General features: G+C 59.3%; 13 protein-coding genes and 2 tRNA genes. 9 read left to right on the top strand and 6 right to left on the bottom strand.

Annotated elements, in window-relative coordinates; all coding sequences use genetic code 11:
• Positions 1-26 precede the first annotated feature (26 nt).
• The 4 genes from RSE16_04825 to RSE16_04810 form a co-directional block, all read right to left on the bottom strand.
• Positions 27-1,049 carry a M23 family metallopeptidase gene (locus tag RSE16_04825; GenBank protein ID WRH76794.1) on the bottom strand — a complete coding sequence of 341 codons (1,023 nt, stop codon included), beginning with the start codon at positions 1,047-1,049 and terminating at the stop codon, positions 27-29.
• Between the two features lie 25 nt (positions 1,050-1,074).
• On the bottom strand, positions 1,075-1,923 hold the full coding sequence (locus RSE16_04820; protein WRH76793.1) for a hypothetical protein: 849 nt from the start codon (positions 1,921-1,923) through the stop codon (positions 1,075-1,077).
• A 307-nt stretch (positions 1,924-2,230) separates the two neighbouring features.
• Positions 2,231-4,420 carry a calcium-binding protein gene (locus tag RSE16_04815; protein WRH76792.1) on the bottom strand — a complete coding sequence of 730 codons (2,190 nt, stop codon included), beginning with the start codon at positions 4,418-4,420 and terminating at the stop codon, positions 2,231-2,233.
• A 257-nt stretch (positions 4,421-4,677) separates the two neighbouring features.
• A complete protein-coding gene (locus tag RSE16_04810; protein WRH76791.1) occupies positions 4,678-6,243 on the bottom strand; it encodes a TolC family protein in 1,566 nt (521 codons plus the stop codon).
• Positions 6,244-6,612: 369 nt separating this feature from the next.
• On the opposite strand from RSE16_04810, the gene RSE16_04805 reads away from it, so the two are divergent.
• The 8 genes from RSE16_04805 to RSE16_04770 all read left to right on the top strand — a co-directional run bounded on the left by RSE16_04805 (position 6,613) and on the right by RSE16_04770 (position 15,850).
• On the top strand, positions 6,613-7,821 hold the full coding sequence (locus tag RSE16_04805) for a sigma-70 region 4 domain-containing protein (GenBank protein ID WRH76790.1): 1,209 nt from the start codon (positions 6,613-6,615) through the stop codon (positions 7,819-7,821).
• Positions 7,822-7,825: 4 nt separating this feature from the next.
• A complete protein-coding gene (locus tag RSE16_04800; protein ID WRH76789.1) occupies positions 7,826-9,631 on the top strand; it encodes a type I secretion system permease/ATPase in 1,806 nt (601 codons plus the stop codon).
• Complete coding sequence (locus tag RSE16_04795; GenBank protein ID WRH76788.1) at positions 9,628-10,986, top strand: HlyD family type I secretion periplasmic adaptor subunit; 1,359 nt, start codon at positions 9,628-9,630, stop codon at positions 10,984-10,986. Before RSE16_04800 ends, RSE16_04795 begins: the two co-directional genes overlap by 4 nt.
• A 17-nt stretch (positions 10,987-11,003) precedes the next feature.
• Positions 11,004-12,686, top strand: a complete 1,683-nt coding sequence (locus RSE16_04790) for a BamA/TamA family outer membrane protein (protein WRH76787.1) — start codon at positions 11,004-11,006, stop codon at positions 12,684-12,686.
• A gap of 105 nt (positions 12,687-12,791) precedes the next feature.
• Positions 12,792-13,763, top strand: a complete 972-nt coding sequence (locus tag RSE16_04785) for a nitronate monooxygenase family protein (GenBank protein WRH76786.1) — start codon at positions 12,792-12,794, stop codon at positions 13,761-13,763.
• Positions 13,764-13,839: 76 nt separating this feature from the next.
• Positions 13,840-15,603, top strand: a complete 1,764-nt coding sequence (recJ, locus tag RSE16_04780; protein WRH76785.1) for a single-stranded-DNA-specific exonuclease RecJ — start codon at positions 13,840-13,842, stop codon at positions 15,601-15,603.
• A gap of 69 nt (positions 15,604-15,672) precedes the next feature.
• A tRNA-Glu gene (locus RSE16_04775) sits at positions 15,673-15,747 on the top strand.
• 28 nt (positions 15,748-15,775) lie between these two features.
• Positions 15,776-15,850: transfer RNA gene (locus RSE16_04770), tRNA-Glu, on the top strand.
• A gap of 147 nt (positions 15,851-15,997) precedes the next feature.
• Here the strand turns inward: RSE16_04770 and RSE16_04765 are convergent.
• Complete coding sequence (locus RSE16_04765) at positions 15,998-16,771, bottom strand: DUF6118 family protein (protein WRH76784.1); 774 nt, start codon at positions 16,769-16,771, stop codon at positions 15,998-16,000.
• Between the two features lie 10 nt (positions 16,772-16,781).
• Positions 16,782-19,667 (bottom strand): Ti-type conjugative transfer relaxase TraA, encoded by a 2,886-nt coding sequence (gene traA / locus RSE16_04760; GenBank protein ID WRH76783.1) that lies wholly within the window; start codon positions 19,665-19,667, stop codon positions 16,782-16,784.
• 172 nt (positions 19,668-19,839) lie between these two features.
• On the opposite strand from traA, the gene RSE16_04755 reads away from it, so the two are divergent.
• Positions 19,840-20,145: a conjugal transfer protein TraD gene (locus RSE16_04755; protein ID WRH76782.1), complete on the top strand. Its 306-nt coding sequence runs from the start codon at positions 19,840-19,842 to the stop codon at positions 20,143-20,145.
• The last annotated feature ends 21 nt before the right edge of the window (positions 20,146-20,166 follow it).

Genomic DNA, 20,166 nt, shown 5'->3' with positions numbered 1-20,166 from the left:
TCTGAAAAAATATTGAAAATGGCAAATCATGGCATCGTTGCAAAGGTCCGTTGCTGAACAATTGCTGCACCATCGCGTTTTAGAATATAACTTCCAACATAGCGACCCTTCGGCCACCCAGCCGCTGGTGCGCGCTTTCCGCTAAAGGCAAACCAACTGAGACCACCTTTGGACACCGGAAGGGTCTGGCTGTGAAGCAGCGTCCCGTCCGGTCCCTGGATTTCGAAAATCTGGACGTCGCCATCCTGCGCACCGATCAGGTCGACCCAGATCAGCAACGGCAATGTTGCCCCCTCAACGGCAGGTGGAATAGCCCGATCAGCGACCGCACGTGGCGGCACGCGGGACGCCAAGCCCAGCGTGATCGGCGCCGTAGGGGTATAGGCCAGCGCGCGCGCTGCGTCTGTTGTCCATAGGCCAGGACGGATTTTGGTCGCATCGCATGCAGCCGGAACGGTTGCGCCTGTGAACGGATCGACCGGCTTTCCATGCAACCGCACGGAGAAATGAAGGTGGGGAAATTCGCTATTGCCCGACATGCCAACTAGGCCCAGCCTCTCACCTGCGGCAATGCGCTGGCCCGGACGGACGATGAGGCTGCCGCGCTTTAAATGGCTATATTGCGTTTCCCAGCCATTGCCGTGGTCAATGACAACACCATTGCCCGCGTCACGACCATTGGCGTTACCCCGCTCAAGGATGCTAATATCGGGTTCGCCATCCCGCACGCGCAGTACGACGCCGCCGGCCGCCGCGAGCACCGCATAGCCCTGTGCCATATCCTGCATCGTGCGCAGGCGGATATCGATTCCGTCATGGCCGTCGGTGGTCAGGGTGCCGCAGCGATGGTCACGCCGTCCCGGCCCCGAATCATGATCGACCAGTTTCTGGATGAGGCAGGTTTTGCCGACATCGCAGGCCATTGGCACGATCAAGCGGGGTACGTTGGCCCGGTCTGCTACGGCAGTCCCATGTGCCGTCGATACCGCAGCCAGCGCTGCGGCGGCGAACAGCGGCCCGGTGAGAATCATTTTACGAATAACTTCCATGCTCGCCCCTTAAGGCAGGACAGGCTCAGATTGCTACGATGCCGTCATGGGCGGAAAGTTGATGCTGGGGCGCTTCGAAGTTATTCGACCCCAGATTATGCGGTTCAGGTGACAGCAGCCCGGCTGCATCGATGATGTAATATCCGCCAAGATCGACCGTGAAGATATCTTGCTGATCCAGCAGAACCTGCGCCTCTGCAGCACCTACGGCTTCGGCAGAGGGCGGCAGTGCGGCAACGCCAGCCTCCGCGTAATAGGCCTCAAAATCTAGAATCATATCGTCGCCAAAAGCCGAGGCGCCGTCGAAGATCGCATCCAGATCGATCGAGTCTCCCTCCACATCGCTGGCAATAGGAACGACAGGCGCCGCATCCGACACCATAGGAGGCGGAACATCGGCAACTGAATTTGTCGGCGCAGGGTCGTTGATCGGCACAATCTTGTCCAGCGCCTCAGCCACCGGCGGCGTCGAAGGCGCCGGCGCGCTTGGCGAACCGCCGTTGCGCAATGTCGCGATCAAGGCCGCAATGTCGATATTTGACGGCAAATTGTCGGGGAAATTGACCTGCGGGCTTGCATCACCTTCGTTCGAAACCGGCCTGTCAACTGCGCCTTCAAATGCGATCGCGCTGTGCATATCAGGCGCAGTCAGGCTCAACATGGGCGGGGCCTTTATGTTGAACGGGGTGACGACAGTGTCGCCAATCTTTACTTCAATTTCAGAGCCAATGCCGGCGGCCGCCAACGTGGTTGGGGGTAGAGGGTCGGCGGCGCGCACGGCTGCGTCAACCTGAGCTGACGCGATGCGGGGCTTGGTGTTTAACCCCACAAGCTGGACAATTGTCACGGGGCCTATGGCAAATTTGTCCTGCATTTTTACTCTGCTTTGCGTTCGGTTTTCGGATCTGCCGATCTTTTCGCGTCGGCATGAATTGCAAACTGATATGAATCGGGACGTGCCGACATTCCCCTATGGGGACATCTGAAGGGGGTAATACCGATGCCCGGCCAGCGGCGTGAGGCGGCCTAGCAAATTCGTCAAAGGATCACCCGGAAGGTAACCCGACCTTAACGCAAAGCGGGCATGACGAGGACATTAAAAAAGGGAGCGGGCCGCGGCCCGCTCCCCCAAGTCTTGCAGAGGTCCGTCGAGGAATGTCTTCCCCGTACGAAGCATTTCCTCAGACGAACGTGATCATGTCGTACGAGGCGTTACCCTGGCTGTAGGTGTTCATCGCAGCAACCGAATCATAGGCACCGGCAGCTGCGAGCGCTTCGATCGGAGCCGAAGCACCCTCCCAGAAATCCTCGATGATGACCGAACCTGCCGCAGTGAAGACCAAGACGTCAAGGGCATCGCCTTGGCCGTCCCAGTCGCCGGTCAGCACAGTGATGTCGGCTGTCGGATCAAAGCCTGCGTCAACATCGAACACCAGCGTATCGCGGTTGGCGAGGTTGAAGTCGCGTCCCGATCCCAGGAATCCGGGAGCACCGATTACGTCATCGCCAAAGCCCGGCGATGAGTCAGTCGAGTCAAAGCGGAAGAAGTCCCGCCCGGTTCCACCCGACATATGGTCATTGCCTTCACCTCCGGTGATGGTGTCGTTGCCCTGTTCGCCTTCGATATAATCGTCGCCGACGCCGCCGTTCATGGTGTCGTTACCGGTATCGCCGAACATCGTATCATTGCCAGCATCGCCATTCATCGTGTCGGTGCCAAAGCCACCTTGCATGAAGTCATTGCCGTTGCCGCCCGACATGAAGTCGTTGCCACCACCAGGCACGCCGAGGCCATCGAACTGACCGTCACCAGACATGAAGTCATTGCCATCACCGCCGAACATCGAATCGCTGCCGAATTCGCCAACAAGCACATCATTGCCGGCATTGCCGTTGATCGTGTCGTTGCCAAGGCCGCCAAGGATATAATCGTCGCCGTCATTGCCGGACAGATTGTCATTGCCGCTATTGCCATTGATGACATCATTACCTTCATTGCCGCTGACAGTATCATTGCCGTTGCCGCCAGAGATATTGTCATTGCCGAGGCCACCCGAGATCAGGTCGTCCCCGTCATCGCCCGAAAGCGTGTCGTCACCGGCATCGCCATTGATGACGTCATTGCCTTCGTCGCCATTGACCGTGTCATTGCCGTTGCCGCCATTGATCGTGTCATCGTCGAAGGTCGAAGGATCCGAGGGATCGAAGAAGGGATCGCCATTGCCACGGATGACATCGTCGCCGTCGCCGCCGTTGAGCAAGTCGTTGCCGCTTTCGCCCCAGATCGTGTCATTGCCGGCGTCGCCGTTGACAAGATCGTCGCCGTCATTGCCGTTGAGCGTATCGTCATCAGCACCACCGCCAATATCATCATTGTCGGCACCGCCCTGAACGAAGTCGAGGCCAGCACCACCGCGGATGAAATCGTTGCCGGTATCACCACTCAGTTCGTCGTCGCCGTCTTCGCCGAGCAGCTGGTCATTCCCAGCTCCGCCGTCAATCGCATCATTACCGGTGAAGCCCCAAAGGGTGTCATTGCCGTCATCGCCCCAGAGGAGATCGTCGCCAGTCCAGCCATCGAGGAAGTCATTTCCACCCTGGCCGAACATCTGGTCATCGCCGTCGCCACCGAACAGATTGTCCGCCTGACCGAGGCTCGGATCATAACCGCTCTGGTTATAGGCGTAGTCGGGATCTGCATTGCGGCCGGGGCCGCCGTCGCCAAATACAACGTCGTTGCCGTCGCCAGCATTGACGAAATCGATTCCGACCGTGTTGGTGCCTGCGTCGATATAATCGTCACCGGTTCCGCCCGAGATGTTATCCGCATCGGCGCCGCCGAACAGATTGTCTTGCCCAGATCCGCCATCAATGGTGTCGGTTCCGGTGCCGCCTTCGATACGGTCGTCACCCGACTGGCCGTTCAACGTATCATTCCCGGCATCGCCGCGAATGAAATCATTGCCGCCACCGCCCCAGGCTGTGTCATTGCCGAGACCACCGAGCAGCGTATCATTGCCGTCAACTCCGCCATTGTCGATGCCGGTGTAAACGACATTGCCCGGTCCGACGACGACGAACGAAGCCTGGTCGCCGATCAGCGTGTCATTGCCAACGCCGCCATCAATGCGGTCATTGCCCGAACGGCCAATCACGGCGTCATTACCGGCATCGCCGTACAGGTCGTTGTCGAAGTTGTTGCCATAGACGGTATCGTCACCGCCATTGCCGCGCGCATTGTACGGCAGAGTTGCGGTCGAAGTGATCGAATTGAGATCGATAAAGTCGACGGCATTGGTGCCAAGCACCTGTCCACGCGACACCGCCGCCTTGGGCGTATTCGGTGCGCTTGAAGGAGTTACAGTAGGCATTTCGCTATCCTTTTCATTATTGGGGTCGCATGAAGTGCCGCCAAAGGGTCGATCGGAAGACACTCCAATGGCCGCGATTGCTCGAAGCCACGGGGTCTGGATATGCCGGAGGCGAGTCGCCGAATATCCCTGCATGGGGACATGAAATCAGTTTTTATCGATGTCCTGATTTGGCACGGTGACACAGCGCCACTTACCGAATAACATTCTGAATTATAAATATTTAAATTCGAAAAAGAACTTGCCCGTCAGATACTCTAACGCCCGAGACGGGAGGTCGGCGGCCGCGTGTCGACAACCGCATTCGGCGTTTGTGGAAGGGCAATGGCAACCGGCGTCGGTCGCCTTGCGCCCAACGCAGATACGCCCGGACGCGCATCACCCTGAACGGCTTCAGCTTGCGGGGAAGCAATAGCAGGCAATGCGCCCAGCACCGACCTGCCGGGGCTGTTTGCACCGTTGTTGATGCCCATGCCACCAGGACGGATCGCGTCGACTGTCAAACTGCCCATCGCCGCGAGCAGGCCGGCACGTGCGGCAAATTCATTTCGTATTGAGCGCTCAAGCGTGATCCGCGCAGCCAGCAATTCATTTTGCGCATCAAGCACGTCGGACAGTGTGCGGTTGCCCTCGATCGATTCCTTACGAATGCCCTCCGCCGCCTTTTCGATGGCAGTGACAGCCTGTTCGGCAGCCTCGATCGTGCTTTTCGCCGATTGCCAGCGCGTCCAGCTCGAGGAGACCTCCTCGTTTATTGTCCGCAATCCAACACCGGTTTGTGCAAGACGCTGATCCCGGATTGCACGTGACCGGCGGATTTCGGCAAAGTCGCGCGGCTGGAATATCGGGACGCGCACTTCGATCCCGCCATAGAGCGCGGACCGGTCATCGGGCAACTTTCCAGTAAAAAGGTTGGCAACGCCGCCAGTCAGATATTCATATCCGCCAACCGCATCAACTTGCGGCAAGAGCGCGCCCGCTGCAAGATTGACGCCTTTGCTCGCCGCTTCGACATTGAACCGCGCAGCGCGCAGTCGCGGGCTGTTTTCAAGCGCTATCGCTTGCGCCGCTGCCAATGACGCCGGCACATTCGCCAGCGTGGGCAGCGGCGGAACGGCGGTGGCAGATTGGCCGCTCACGGCCCGAAAGCGATATCCGTTGACGTTTAATTGTTCGGTTGCCGCCAATATCCCTGCCTGCGCCGATGCCAATCGGGCCTTGGCCAGATTTTCGTCGGTGCGGGTCGACTCGCCAAATTCAAGCCTGCGCCCTACCGACCGCAGTTGCTCTGCGATCGCCTCGCTCTGCATTTCCGAAAACTGGCGTACCTTCCGATCAAGTTGCACATCCGCGGCGGAAGACAGAAGTTCAAGCAATATGTCAGACGTGGTCGCTTCAAGTACAGCCTGCGCTGATTCGACTTCGGCCTTTGCCGCCTGAACAGCGTTATAGGTGCGATCGCCATCGTAAAAGCGCACGCGCGCCTCGACCGATGCTTGGCCGGCGACGAAACTGGCATCGCCCTTGCCACCGCCTTTCACGTCAATCTCGCGCTTTTGCACGATACCATTGGCTGCAATTGTCGGCAAATAGCCGGCCTCTGCTGCCTGCTGCCGCGCCTTGGTGATCCGGATCTGCTGGCGCTGGGCCTCGATTTCGGGATGGGTTGCAACGACATGGCGCGCAAGCGATTCCATCGTCCCGTGCGGCGCAGTGACGCTGCCCGGTGTTTGGCCCCATGCAGGCGCAACTGCGATAGCCGAGCCGGCACAAATGGCGGCAAGGAGCGATACGCCTTCAAATAACTGCAATTTTCTCTGCACTTTTGACACTCCTGTCTGCGCAACCAAAGGGCGCGGGAGGGAGCCCGTCTTTTTCTTTTACGAATACAGCCTGCGCTTGAGAGTTAACATTACCCTAACGGATATGTCCAAGGGGATAATAGACTCTCGAAGCCGAATCGAAATAGAACAATAGCTCGTTCGAATCCATTGGAACTTGAACGCAAATGTAGAGTTACTCCGTATTAATTCTACAATACCTTCGATGCTTTAATAAAAATAAATGAGCCTTGAAAGAGACTCGTTTTGAACCCTACTTCAAGACGATTCTTATGACATGAATGGTCGCGAGTTTTTCCTGAATATATAGAGATTTAAATTCTTCTATATTCGGTTTCCCTGGGGGCCAAGATGTCGATCAACATGGACTACGCGACACAAGAAAATGCAGAGTCGAGGAGTTTCTTCTCCTACCCTATCGATGATAGCGGCGATCAGAGCTGCCCGGCCGCATTTGCATCGGAAAGCGCGCTTGACGTTCCGTCTGCAACCCGAAAGGTCTGGCACGAATTTCTCGCCCAGCACAATGTGGCTGCGGCAATACTGTCTGTCGTGCTTGCCGGGTCGCCACCTAAACGGCACGCCTTTCTGATTGGTTTTGACCCGGTTCGAAATGACCCTGGGGTCACAAGGCAGTTATTGCATTTTTCTGAAAAACTCTGGTCGCGCATGGGTGATCGAACTGCAGTTCCGTTCCAGAACGAAGATTGCAGATGGCGCAATGATCCGGCGCGGCATGATGCAGGGCCTGTTTCCGCCCTGCTTGCCGGATATGAACATGGTGTCGCGGCGCAGCAACGGCACAACGCGACCTGCGTTCAGGCAATATATTTGCGCAAATATGGGCTCGACCGCTTTAACGCAAACGAGCTTGCATCGCTGCAGCTGATCCTGCCCCTGCTGGCCGATTCCGCCGCACGCGGCGCACAACTTGCCGAACAAGCACTCCGCTCAAACAGACTGGAAGCAATGTTTGACCGTGTATCGCTGTCGATGATGATGCTCTCCGCAGAAAGTCAGCCGATCTTCATGAATAGCGCCGCCAGAGCCTCGCTTCAGGAGCGCAAATGGCTGATCCGGTCAGCAGACGGATCGATCAGCTGCACCAACCCGAAACAGGCGCGCAAGCTGCGGGACAGCATCCGGAACGCGGCTGCCGCCGAACCCGACGCACCGATCGAGAATGTCTATCGTCTCGACGATGGTAATGGCGAATGGCGGCTTGCCTATGTGCTCTCGGCCACCTCCCGATCAGGCGCGGCGGCGGCCCGCTGCGCGCTGCTCTTCATTCTCGCGCCCGGACGGATGGATGCGCCATCACAATTGCTCGAAGCATTAGGGCTTCTGCCATCGGAACAGCGCTTTCTGGGCCATTTCCTAAAGGCAAGCAGCCTCTGCGACGCCGCAACTGATTGCGGCCTGTCGGAAGAAACCGCGCGAACCTACCTCAAACGCGTCCGCGCAAAGCTTGGGGTACACCGGCAGATGGAGCTTGCCGGGCTCATTTCCGGTCTGGTTCTGCCGCTGCACGGCACGACCGAGCCGACGACAGGAGAGTGATGCCATGGCCGCTGTGCTCAATCGCGCTTCCCCTCAGGTAGCAGGCAAGACCAACCTGTTGAAGGAAAGCCTAAGACCCCATAAGAAAGTCGCGCTTCTGCTCGTCTTTTTCTCGATGATCAGCAATCTCGCGGCACTCGCTATGTCGCTCTACATGATGCAATTGTTCGACCGGGTAATGTCGAGCCGAAGCCAGGATACGCTGATGTTCCTGACGCTTGCGATCGGGATGGCCATTCTTCTGGCAGGTGTACTCGAAGCGGTGCGACAGAATGTCGCCAACCGCCTCGGAACATGGCTTGCACAGAAGATCGGCCCCGAACTGCTGATCCGATCACTCGAACAGAAAGTTGCATCGCCCAATGCCCGGCTGGAGGCCTTACGCGAACTTTCGCAGGTGAAGAGCTTTCTCGCTTCGCCGACGCTTTTTAGCGTCGTCGATATGCTCTGGGTGCCGCTATACCTTATCGTCGTATTCCTGCTCCATCCCGCGTTCGGAATCATCTCCGGCGTTGGCGCGCTAATCCTGTTCGGCCTGACTTGGTATAATGAACGGGCTACACGCGCCGATATACAGGACGCACAGATCCAATCGGCGCGCAACATGCAATATGCCGAATGTCTGGTCCGCAATAGCGAAGTCATCGACGCGATGGGGATGGCCAAGCAAACGGTGGGCCATTGGGCGCAACGCTTTTTCAGCGAGAGTGAAGCCACCGACAAGTCACAGAATTTCTCGGCCAATGTCGTTGCCATAACCAAATTCGTCCGCAACGCGGTGCAGGTTGCACTGCTCGGCTATGGCACACTGCTCGTGCTGGACCATCAACTGACCGGCGGCGCGATGATCGCCGGTTCGATCATCGCCGCACGCCTGCTCGCTCCGATTGAAGCGTCAATGAGTTATTGGAAACAGTTTGTCATCGCGCGGCAAAGTTTTCAGCGCCTGCTGCAATTTTTCGATCTGCCCCTGCCCCGTGCATCCGAAATGTCGCTGCCGCAACCTGCGGGACAGCTTTCGGTCGAAGCGCTGACCTATATGGTTCCTGGCGTTAAGGGCGCGATCCTCAAGGCCGTCACCTTCGCCGTGGATGCCGGCACGACCTTGGCTATTGTCGGACCGTCGGCTTCTGGAAAGACAACACTTTCGCGGATGCTGGTTGGCGTGCTCAAACCCAATTCGGGACATGTCAGGCTCGACGGGGCTGACACGTTCGAATGGATGCGCAGCGATTTCGGGCAGCATGTCGGCTATTTGCCGCAGGATATCGAGTTGTTACCCGGCACTGTACGCCAGAATATCGCGCGCTTTCGCGTCGATGCGAGCGATGCAGATGTGATTGCGGCCGCAAAACTGGCCGATTGTCACGAAATGATCCTGCAACTGGAAGGCGGCTATGATTGCATGCTGACCGATGGCGGATTTCAGTTATCGGGCGGACAAAGGCAGCGCATCGGCCTTGCACGCGCGCTTTTCGGAACGCCGCGACTGGTGGTTCTTGATGAGCCTAACTCAAGCCTTGATGCGCGCGGCGATGCCGCCCTTGCCCTTACCATCCAGCGGCTGAAGGCGATGAAGGTGACGACGGTCATCGTTTCGCACCGGGCGAACCTCCTGCAACTTGCGGACAGGATTGCCATGCTGATGGATGGCCGCTTGGTGAAATTCGGCGAGGCGCGCGAAGTGATCGACAATATGGCCGGCCGCAAATTGCCGCCCAATGGCCAGCGCAGCAAGGCCGCCACTGCAAACACAGGAGCGGCCAACCAGCGCCCCGTCATGTTCAACAAGGAGGGCATGGGACAATGAACGCACCGATGCGTCTTGAGCGCGGCGACTTTTCCGCCTTTGCCGATGGCTCAGTGACACCCGCAGCCGCCCCACGGATTGGAGGCCAACTGAAATTTGCCTTCCTGGCTATCGGTGCCTTTATCGCCTTGTTTACATTCTGGAGCTGGGCCGCGCCGCTGAACAGCGCTGCGATAGCATCGGGCATATTGGAAGCGGCCGGCGGTGGACGGCGCACTGTGCAGCATCTTGAAGGCGGGATCGTTCGCCGTTTTCTGGTCAAGGAAGGCCAGATGGTCAAGGCGGGGCAACTGCTCGTCGAACTTGACACAACCCAGACCGAGGCCCGCGATGATGCCGTGCGCAGCGCACTGTACGGCCTTCTGGCCCAGGATGCCCGACTGACTGCGGAACGGCAGGGGCTTTCAACCATACGCTATCCGACCGAGCTGCTTGCACTGGCGGACGACCCCGAAGTCAAATCGGTAATCGCCGCATCAAATGCTTTGTTCAACGCACGCCGACGCAGCCTTTATCAACAAACCCAGGTACTGAGTCAGCGACTGGGCCAATCACGCGCCGAGATAGGCAGCTCCAATGCCCAACTCACCGCGCTTGGCGATCAGAAACGCCTGCTGGAGGATGAGGAAATGGCAGTCGGCATGCTGGTCGATGAAGGCCTTGAGCGCAAATCCCGGCTGTTAACATTGCAACGCCAGCGCGCCGCGGCGGCCGGGCAAGAGGGACAGTTCTCGAATAATCTCGACCGGATCGGCAAGACCATCGATGAAACGCAAGCGCAAATGACCTTCTTACGCGGTCAGATGGCGACGGAAGCCGCTACCCAGCAGCGCGACGTGCAGATGCAGATCGCCGAGGCACGCGAGAAACTGAAGATCAGCGAAGATATTCGCAGTCGCGCAAGGATTGTCGCGCCGGTCAGCGGCAGGGTGGCTAATCTGCGCCTGATCACCACCGGCGGGGTCATTGGGCAAGGACAACCGGTTCTGGATATCGTGCCGTCGAACGAGAAAATCGTAATCGCAGCGCGCTTGGCCGCAGAGGATATAGATGTAGTCCGCCCCGGACTGAAGGCCGAGGTAAAACTGACGCCCTATAAGGCGCGCGTACTGCGCGGGCTAAGTGCTGTTGTCCGCGAGGTCAGCCCCGATGCGACCTTCGACGAGACCAACAACCAGCTCTATTACAAGGTCAAGGTAGAGATTGAACCGAGTGAGTTGAAAGAACTTCCGGATATCCACCTAGTTTCGGGAATGCCTGCCGAAGTCTTTATCGACCTCGGTTCAAATTCGCTGCTGCGCTATCTTTTCCAGCCGATGGTCGACAGCTTCAACCGCGCCTTCCGCGAACAATAGGCGAAAGTGGGGTAATCGTGCCAGGCTGCACCGAACTGGTCAGCGGGGTCAGCCAATTGGCTCAAAATGCGACGATCGGTCTGGCCGCCGTTTGTGGTCATCAGTATCTGCCACCGCATGGTGCGATAGAGAGGCTGATTGAGGCACGTGGCGATTTCACTGCATCGGTCCAGCGAAATGGCGCAGCGCTCGAACCGCTCATGTCCGGCCGCTCAGCTAGCGGACGCAGCTTTGCGCCTTGGGCAGCCGACGAGTTTTTCGCAATCGACAATGGCAGTAATAGGTTTAGCCTTCCCGGTCCGCATAGCTCAGCTGCTGCCGGCGCGCGCGCAGTTGAATGGGCCGCCGTCGATGCGCCGAAACAGGTGGTGCCCCTGCCCGATACTGCCACGTTGAACGAGGCTGGCACTTACAAGATTGGCGGCTATCTGTTCTTTGGCGCCGCGCAATCGGTCAGTGCAGAACGCCCAGTGCAATCGACATTGTCAGCAACCTTACCGCGCAGTGAAACCATTGGGACCGAGGCGGACAAATTGTCGGGCGAATCTGCAGCCGATGTGGAAGGCGGCAATCGGGATCTTGAATATGGGGCCTATGATGTCACGCCAGACAGTCTGTTGTCGCGCGGCGGCATCACCTTATCGGCGGGATATTCGTCAGTCGAAGGCGCCAGTGTCGGCACAAAGATTTCGCGCCAGAATATCAGCGGTATGAACCGCGAACTTGCCGCCAGTTTCCGTTGGTCGCAACTGCGGCAGATTGCCGAGGCTGGCTATGGCGACGGCAATTTTCTGGGTACCAGCCTCGCATTCGCGCCCAAATTGTTCGCGCACCGGACCACCGCGCGGGGCTTTGGCCAGAATCTGCGCACGTCGCCCTTTTCGCAAAGTGCCTATGGCCTCATTGTTCAACTGTCCCGCAAATTTGGGGATCATTGGTCAACCAGCGCAAGCTATCGTCTGTCACGTGATATGTTCCGAATGCGCGGCAAGAATGCGATCTGCGACGCTCCGACGCTAGGTAGCGTATTGTGTGATGAAATCGGCTGGACGACCAATTCGCTGCTCAGCCTGACCGCCGCCTATGACCGGCGTAGCCAGAACCAGCCTGTCATGCGCGGTTACCGGTTGAGGTTGGGGCAGGATGTAGGCCTTGGCGGCAGCGCACCCTTCACCCGCACACGCATCGGCGGCGACGCACATATCGGCATCTCGGATCGGTGGACGCTGATGCTGGATGCAGAAGGTGGCTACATGGCATCGCTCGATCGCCGCACCGTTCCATTGTTTGATCGCTTTTATGCTGGCGATACCAGCTTGCGGGGCTTTGACCTGCGCGGGGTCGGACCAAAACTGTCACCTGCAATGGCATCATCGGGTCAGGATGTCGCGATTGGCGGCCGCGCTTACTATGTCGCCCGCGCAGAGGTTTCCGGCCCAGTTGGCGGACTATTCGATCGCTACGGATTGCAGCCCAGCCTGTTCGTCGATGCAGGCTCGGTTTTCGGCGTGCATCGCCACACATTGCGGCCCGGCGAAAGCATTTCCGGTAATTCGGCCAAGCCGCGCGTGTCGGTCGGCTTCGGGCTCACGATGAAGACACCCGGTGGCACGATGCGTCTTGATTATGCGCGGCCCATTGCCAGCCAGCCGGGTGACCGGCCACGGAGCTTTTCCCTGACCTTTGGCGCAGCGATCTAGCGCTAGCTCCGCCTTTGTGAGCGGACGCGCATGTTCGCATTTGCATTTTTCGCAAAGCCCCTGCACCAAGGGCGGGATGAATTTTATTGGAGGATCAAAGCGACAATGACGATCAAGACACGCATCACCGAAATGTTTGGGGTGGAAACGCCTATCGTTATGGGCGGGATGACCGGTGTAGGCTATGGCGAACTGGTTGCGGCTGTGGCCAATGCGGGAGCGCTGGGCTTTATCACCGCGCATATGTTCGAAAGCGGGCAGGCGCTTTTCGATGAAATCGAAAAAACCCGCAAGCTGACCGACAAGCCGTTCGGCGTGAACCTCACCCTGTTGCCTTCGATCAACCCCATTCCCTATGACGATTATCGCGAGGCGATCATCGCATCGGGCGTCAAAATCGTAGAGACCGCGGGCCGTGCACCGACAGACCACCTGCCCCGCTTCAAGGAAAATGGGGTCAAGGTGATCCATAAATGCACCAGCGTGCGCCATTCAGTGTCGGCAGTAAACAAGGGTGTCGACGTTATCAGCATCGACGGATTCGAATGCGCCGGCCACCCTGGCGAGGATGATGTTGGCCTGGTGGTTTTGTTGCCTGCAACGGTCGACGCCCTGCCCAATACGCCGATCATCGCAAGTGGCGGGATGGCCGATGGCCGTAGCCTTGTCGCCGCACTGGCACTGGGGGCCGATGGCGTGAATATGGGCACGCGCTTCTGCGCCACGCAGGAAGCGAAGATCCACCAAAATGTGAAACAGCAGATCGTTGACAATAATGAGTTGGACACCGTTCTGGTGGGCCGATCCTTGCGCAACACCGCCCGCGTCGCGCGCAATGCCATTTCCGAACAGGTGGCAGAAATCCAGAAAGACCCGACCAAGACCTTTGCTGACGTGAAGGAATTGATGGCTGGTGTGCGCGGTCGCGAAAATGTGTTGCGCGATGGCGAACTGGATGGCGGCATCTGGACGACCGGGCAGAGCCAGGCACTGATCCACGACATTCCTACATGTGCCGATCTGGTAAAGAACATCATGGCGCAGGCAGAATCGGTCCGCAAACGGGTTGCTGCCTGATCGAAATCGCACCACATATAGCCCCTGTCGATACGCGTGCTTGCCGGGATGCATGCACGCGCGCTAACAGGGGCTTATGCGCGAGATCATCGTAGAAAATTCGATATTGGGGCAGAAGTGGTTGTGGCGGACGCATGGCGCAGACGCCCGCGACCCCGATTTCACGCCCGATGACCTTGTCACCCAATTGTTGCTGGGCCGCGGAGTAGCGCGCGACGATCTTGAACGGCAGCGCAACCCTACGTTGCGTGCCTTTATGCCCGACCCATCGATCTTTCGCGACATGGACCGGGCAGCGGTTCGACTGGCCGACGCGGTGGAATCTGGCGAAGCGCTCACCGTTTACGGCGATTATGACGTTGACGGCGCAACCAGCGCAGCATTGCTAATCCGGCTATTCCGCCAATTAGGGCTCACCGCCGACTATTATATCCCCGACCGCCTGCTCGAAGGATATGGCCCGTCTGGGGAAGCGCTCGTCCGCCTAGGTGAGCGCGGCAGCAAGCTGATCGTTACGGTCGATTGCGGGGCGATGGCCTATGATGCACTGGCCCAAGCCAAGGCAGCGGAGATCGAGGTGATCGTTGTCGATCACCATAAATGCGCCGTCGAATTGCCGCAGGCCTTTGCACTGGTAAACCCGAACCGGCTCGATGAAATTGACGATGCCGCCGCACATGGCCATCTGGCAGCGGTCGGTGTCGCCTTCCTGTTGGCGGCAGCTATTGTCCGCGAACTGCGCGGGCGCGGCTTCTTCGATGGACGGGCAGAGCCACGGCTCGTCGATCTTCTCGATATCGTTGCGCTGGGTACAGTTGCCGATGTTGCCCAACTAAAAGGGCTCAACCGCGCCTTTGTCGCGCAGGGGCTGAAAGTCATGGCGGCGCGGCGCAATATCGGGCTGAACGCGCTTGCTGCGGCAGCGCGTCTCAACCGTGCGCCGGTCTGTTCGGACCTTGGCTTTGCTCTCGGCCCGCGGATCAACGCCGGCGGCCGCGTCGGCAAATCAGATTTGGGCGTGCGCCTGCTGACCACCGAAGATCCGGAAGAGGCGCGCGAAATCGCGATGGAGCTCGACCGGCTGAACGAGGAACGGCGCGCGATCGAAGCCGCCGTGCAAGAGGCAGCCGAGTTACAGCTTGCCGGCCAGCACAACCGCTCGGTCATACTCGTCTCCGGCGAGGGCTGGCATCCCGGCGTGATTGGCATTGTCGCGGGCAGGATCAAAGAAAAGACCGGCAAGCCTGCAATCGTCATCGCGCTCGATGCCGACGGAACCGGAAAGGGATCGGGACGGTCGGTATCTGGGGTCGATCTGGGTGCGGCGATCATATCCGCGCGTGAGGCAGGGCTGCTTGTTGCGGGTGGCGGACATGCGATGGCGGCGGGGTTGACCATCGATGCGGCAATGGTCGACGGGCTAGCCGACTGGCTTGATGAAAGGCTAGCGGGCGATGTGGCGCGGGCCACTGCGGAAAAATCGCTGCTTGTCGACGCACTGCTTACACCGCGCGGCCTGCAGCCTGCCTTTATCGAAGCGATGGACGGCGCAGGCCCTTATGGCACAGGCTGGCCGGGACCGCGCATTGTTACAGGCCCAGTGCGGATCATCAAATGCGATATTGTCGGTAAGGATCATGTCCGCGCAATTGTCTCCGGCGACGATGGGGCATCGTTCAAGGCAATGGCTTTCCGGCAAGGTGAAACCGAACTGGGTCAAAGACTGCTGCATGGCGAGCGCGGGCAGAAATATATGCTTGCCGGTCGGGCAAAGGTTGATGACTGGGGGTCGGTGCCCAAGGCCGAATTGCACATCGATGATATAGCGCTGGCAAATTAGTCCTACCGGACAAATGCCGACCTTGACTAGCTACAGGCGAATCCGTAAAGGCGCGGCTCCATCGGTGGCGGCCCCTTCGTCTAGCGGTTAGGACGCGGCCCTTTCACGGCTGAAACACGGGTTCGATTCCCGTAGGGGTCACCAGGTGGAACGCCTTGCACGACAGTGCTCTGGCCCCTTCGTCTAGCGGTTAGGACGCGGCCCTTTCACGGCTGAAACACGGGTTCGATTCCCGTAGGGGTCACCAGTCAAGCGGTTTATGTTGTTGTTTCTAAACAATAAATCGTGGAACTTCCAAAATTGATCCCACATTCGTTCCCACATTTTGATTGGGACTGACCGGGCCGTGCTGGGTCTTGGTGGAGCCGAAAATCGGACAATAGGCCGCTTGGCGTCAATTGCGAGGCTCACTCTCAGCGCGAATCTTGACTTTGCATTGCACCGGTTGCCGCGAAGTTGCGGCAGATTTCCTGCAAACGTCAATCGCATCCCGATTGTCGCGCAGCATGTCGGCGGCCTGCACAAGCGCATTCAAAGCCTGAGGGCTTTCGCTCCGCATGAGCCGCGTGCCTGCATTCCAGCGCGTCGATTCGCCAACCATCCTTGCTGCCATTCGCTCAGGCCAGTGCCAGCTTTCCGGTACGGAACGGGCGATGGTTCCGGGAAGGAACGACCAAAGCAGGATGCCGCCCAGCACTCCGCCTCCGACCGCCTGAAACACCGTGCGGCGCTGGTCCACACTATTGCGGGCGTGGGATGTGACACCGCGCATATCCTGCGCCGCTTGCCGAAGCTCATTATATGCGTCGTTGATCCGCGCCTGATCGCCGCGCCGCGCCGCCTCTGCTGCGGCTTCGACCCGCCTGCCAAAGCTATCGGGAGTCACCTGCATGGCCGGGTGTTCCTCGATGCAATCGAGATTTTCCACCATCTCTTCGAGCCGCTTTGTCATCTCCGTCAGGGTCGCCCCATAGTCGGGGATAATGATGTCCGCCCGCTCGGCGGCAAGATGCTGGACCGCGCGCCGCATTAGGGCCATTTCACCTTCAAGCCTTGCGAACGCTTCGGTAGCGGGGTCGCTCTCGACCGTGGCGGGTTTTGGCTGAGGCTCGGCCTCCGCCTCCGCCTCGATGTCGAGTATCACTTCTTCGGTATCGGCATTATCCACTTTATTTCTCCTAAAGGCTCATTCCAATCGAGCGGGTCCGTTCGAACGACACGGACGCGGCAAGGTCGCGGGACAAGTCGCGCCCGATATCCTTGCCGAGACCGAGTTCCCGCGTCCGGTTGCGCAACAGCGATTCCACCTGTGGATCGCGTTCCAGACCTTTCGCCATATCGGCCATCCGTCCCGCGACAACGCGTGCGCCATTGTCGTTACCGCTCTGCTGCATGACAGCGCGTGCCTGCCCTAGCCGCTGCCAGTCGTTGACGAAGCGGTCGGCGCGCTGCACAGGATCGACGCGGATTTCAGCTTCTAGCTGCATCGCACGGATCGCGCCCTGGCTGCGGCCATCGGCTGCTTCGCGAGTGAGCTCAGGCTGGCGCTGCAAGGCGCTGGTAAGATCGGCGGCAGCGTAGGGCCTGATCGCGTCGAGCGACTTCCCTGCCTTCTCCAGCGCATCCCGCTGATGAGGCAGGACCGGCAAACCCTGCTCGCGCATCTTCGCCATATCGTCGGCGGCGCGGGCAAAGCGTTCAACCGCACGGCGCTGGTTCGACAGGTCGGCCTGTTCGGTTGGCAGCGGTTCCAGCTTCTGCGTTTGCGGTCGGAAGTTGGCGAATATTGACTTCGCCCGTTCGGGCAACTGCCGCGCGACCTCGATGATGCGTTGACGGAAGGTGATCCCTCGCCGCTCGGCGAATCGCTGTTCCGGGCTGTAGTCGCTCGCCATGTCTTTGCCGCGCTCGCGGCTTAATGTGCGAACAAGTTTCGACTGATCTGCGAAGTCGTCGCGGCCATAGTGCAGGTCCACGCGCTCGCGGTGGCGGGATAGCGCAACATAAGCACCGTGGCTGTCCATGCCGGGTGTGGCGAGAACGTGCGTCCGGTCCACGGTCATGCCCTGTGCCTTATGGATCGTGGCGGCGTAACCGTGATCGACATGCGCATAATCTTTGGTGTCGAACGTTACTGCGCGCCCATCGTCGGTACGCACCGCCATACGCTGCGGGGTCACCTGCTCGACGATGCCCAGCGTACCATTCTTCACGCCAAGGCCGCGCTCGTTGCGAAGGAACATGATGCGGTCGCCGGAAGCAAACGCACGTTCGCCGCGTTCGGCTTTCAACGTGACATCGTTACCTAGCTCTCCGCTCGCGCGCATTCGACCGCGCGCAGCTTCGTTCAATTCGCGCACCTCGTCATTGGTGTGCGTGAGGATGATCCGTGTATCACCGGTGCTGGCCTGCCGGTCACGATCCCAGCGATCAATCAAGTCTTCGCGCGCGGCCAACCGCGTCTCGGCGGGATGGACCATGCCGGTTTCGTCATAGGCACGAATGGCGAGGCCATTTCGACCGGTGGCGAGGTGCCGGGTCGCGTCTTGCTGCCAGCCGTCATGTTGGCGGCGCACTTCGCTGATCTCGACGCCGCCGTGCCGTTCGTGGATAGCGCGGAACGCCGCTCCAGCTTCGATGGCCTGCAACTGTTGCGGGTCGCCGACCAGCACGACTTTTGCGCCCGTATCGGCGGCATGGGACAGCACGCGTTCCATCTGTCGCGTGCCGACCATGCCAGCTTCGTCGATCACGAGCACATCGCGAGAAGTCAGATGCTCGCGGCCCTGCCCCCATTGATGTTCGAGGCTGGCAATGGTGCGCGAGGCAATGCCCGAACCTTGCTCCAGTCCTTCGGCAGCGATGCCGGACAGTGCCGCACCACGAACGGCGTAGCCCGCACTCTCCCAAGCCTCACGCGCGACGCCAAGCATCGCGCTCTTGCCGGTCCCGGCATATCCAACGACAATGCTCAGGCCGCTTTTGTCGGTCACATGCGTGAACGCCGTGCGCTGCTCGCCGGATAGTACAAGCCCGCGTGCAGCAGCGTCTGCCAACGCTCCGTCCCTGCCGTTCGCATCGACATCGTTCTGCTCGCGCGCCGCCATCAGCTCCGAGGCGTTTTGAAGGCGCTGCTCGGTCTCGATCATCTGCCGCGACGTGAACCGGTCATTACCGCGCCCGTCCTTTCCCAAAGCGATGAAGTCGGGCGATCCGCGCACCGCGCTGAGCACCCGGTCAAACTGCTCCTTCCCGTCGCTGTGCCGGTGCACGAACACGGCAAGATCGCGGTTCGTGAAGGTGGCTTGGCCGTGCGTGATGGCATCGAGCGCGACGTTCGGATTGGCGATGATCCGCTCGCCATTGCGCTGTGCAATAGCGCGATGTTCTTCGATGCGCTCGGCCTCAAGCCCGCGACCGCCAATGCGTGAGGCAGCCGGGCCGATCTTGTCTTGCGGTTCGAGGTCGATACCCTGCGCTTCAAGGCTGCGATGATCGACGCGCGCGTCGATGTCGAGTTCGGCGAGCCGTTGATTGACATGATCGGCCCAGCGCTCGCGCCATTGCTCGACCAGCTCAGCCTTGTTCCACTCGCGCATCTTCGCGCCGAACCCATCCTTTCCGACTTCGCGCATGGTGAGCATGACATGTGCGTGCGGCTTGGCCAGCCCGTCCTTGCCGATATCCCAATGTACGTTGAGATCGGCAATCATGCCCTTGTCGACGAACTCAGTCTTCACAAAGTCGCGGGCCAGCGCAATGCCTTGGCTCTTGTTCATCTCGCGCGGGATTGCGAACTCGACCTCGCGCGAAAGCTGCGCGTCCTTTCGCTTCTCTGCTGCCTCGACCGCGTTCCAGAGTTTTTCCCGGTCGGCAAACTCAGGCGGCGCATCCTCGGGCAGCAACACTTCGGAATGAACAATGCCGTCCTTGTTAGTGAAGTCGTGATCACGGTCGAGCCGCTCATCGTGCAGCCGTTCGCCTGCGCGATAGGCAGACGCGGCAACAGCACTGCGCCCGCTGGCGCGGCTGATGACTTTTACCGAGAGATGGAAGATCGCCATGATGGCAATCCATCTACGCCATCAAAGCCACGTCGGCACGACGTATAAGCGCGCCCTCCCACGATAAAATCCTGCTCGGGACTAGGTGGTGTCAGACTGTCTCGACAACTCTACAGCAATAGGAGCAGCGCGATATTATGATGAGTGCATCAACTCTCAATGGAGAAAGAAGATGCGCAAACCCCGTGATATTGATTCGGAATTAAAGGCACTTGCCGAAAGGGCAAAGCAACTCAAAGAACGCCGCGTCCAGCAACTTGGCGAACTGGTCATTGCCACAGGAGGCGACACAACGGACGCCGAAACGCTCGCGGGCGCACTGCTCGAAATCGTTGGAAACCGCGACGCAGCCCGAAAGGAGAGCTGGCGCAAACGCGGGGCAGCCTTCTTTCAAGGGGCGGAGCGCAAACGCGGCACGGGAACTGAACGCCAGCCGGGTGGCGCTCGCACGGATGACAGCAGCGCGGCACCGGCTTGAGGCACGAAAGGCACGAACCGA

Origin of the sequence: Sphingobium sp. (assembly GCA_035196065.1) — a bacterium.
GTDB lineage: Bacteria > Pseudomonadota > Alphaproteobacteria > Sphingomonadales > Sphingomonadaceae > Sphingorhabdus_B > Sphingorhabdus_B rara.
The sequence above is the reverse complement of the archived record's forward strand: the minus strand, read 5'-3'. Positions and strand labels throughout refer to the sequence as shown.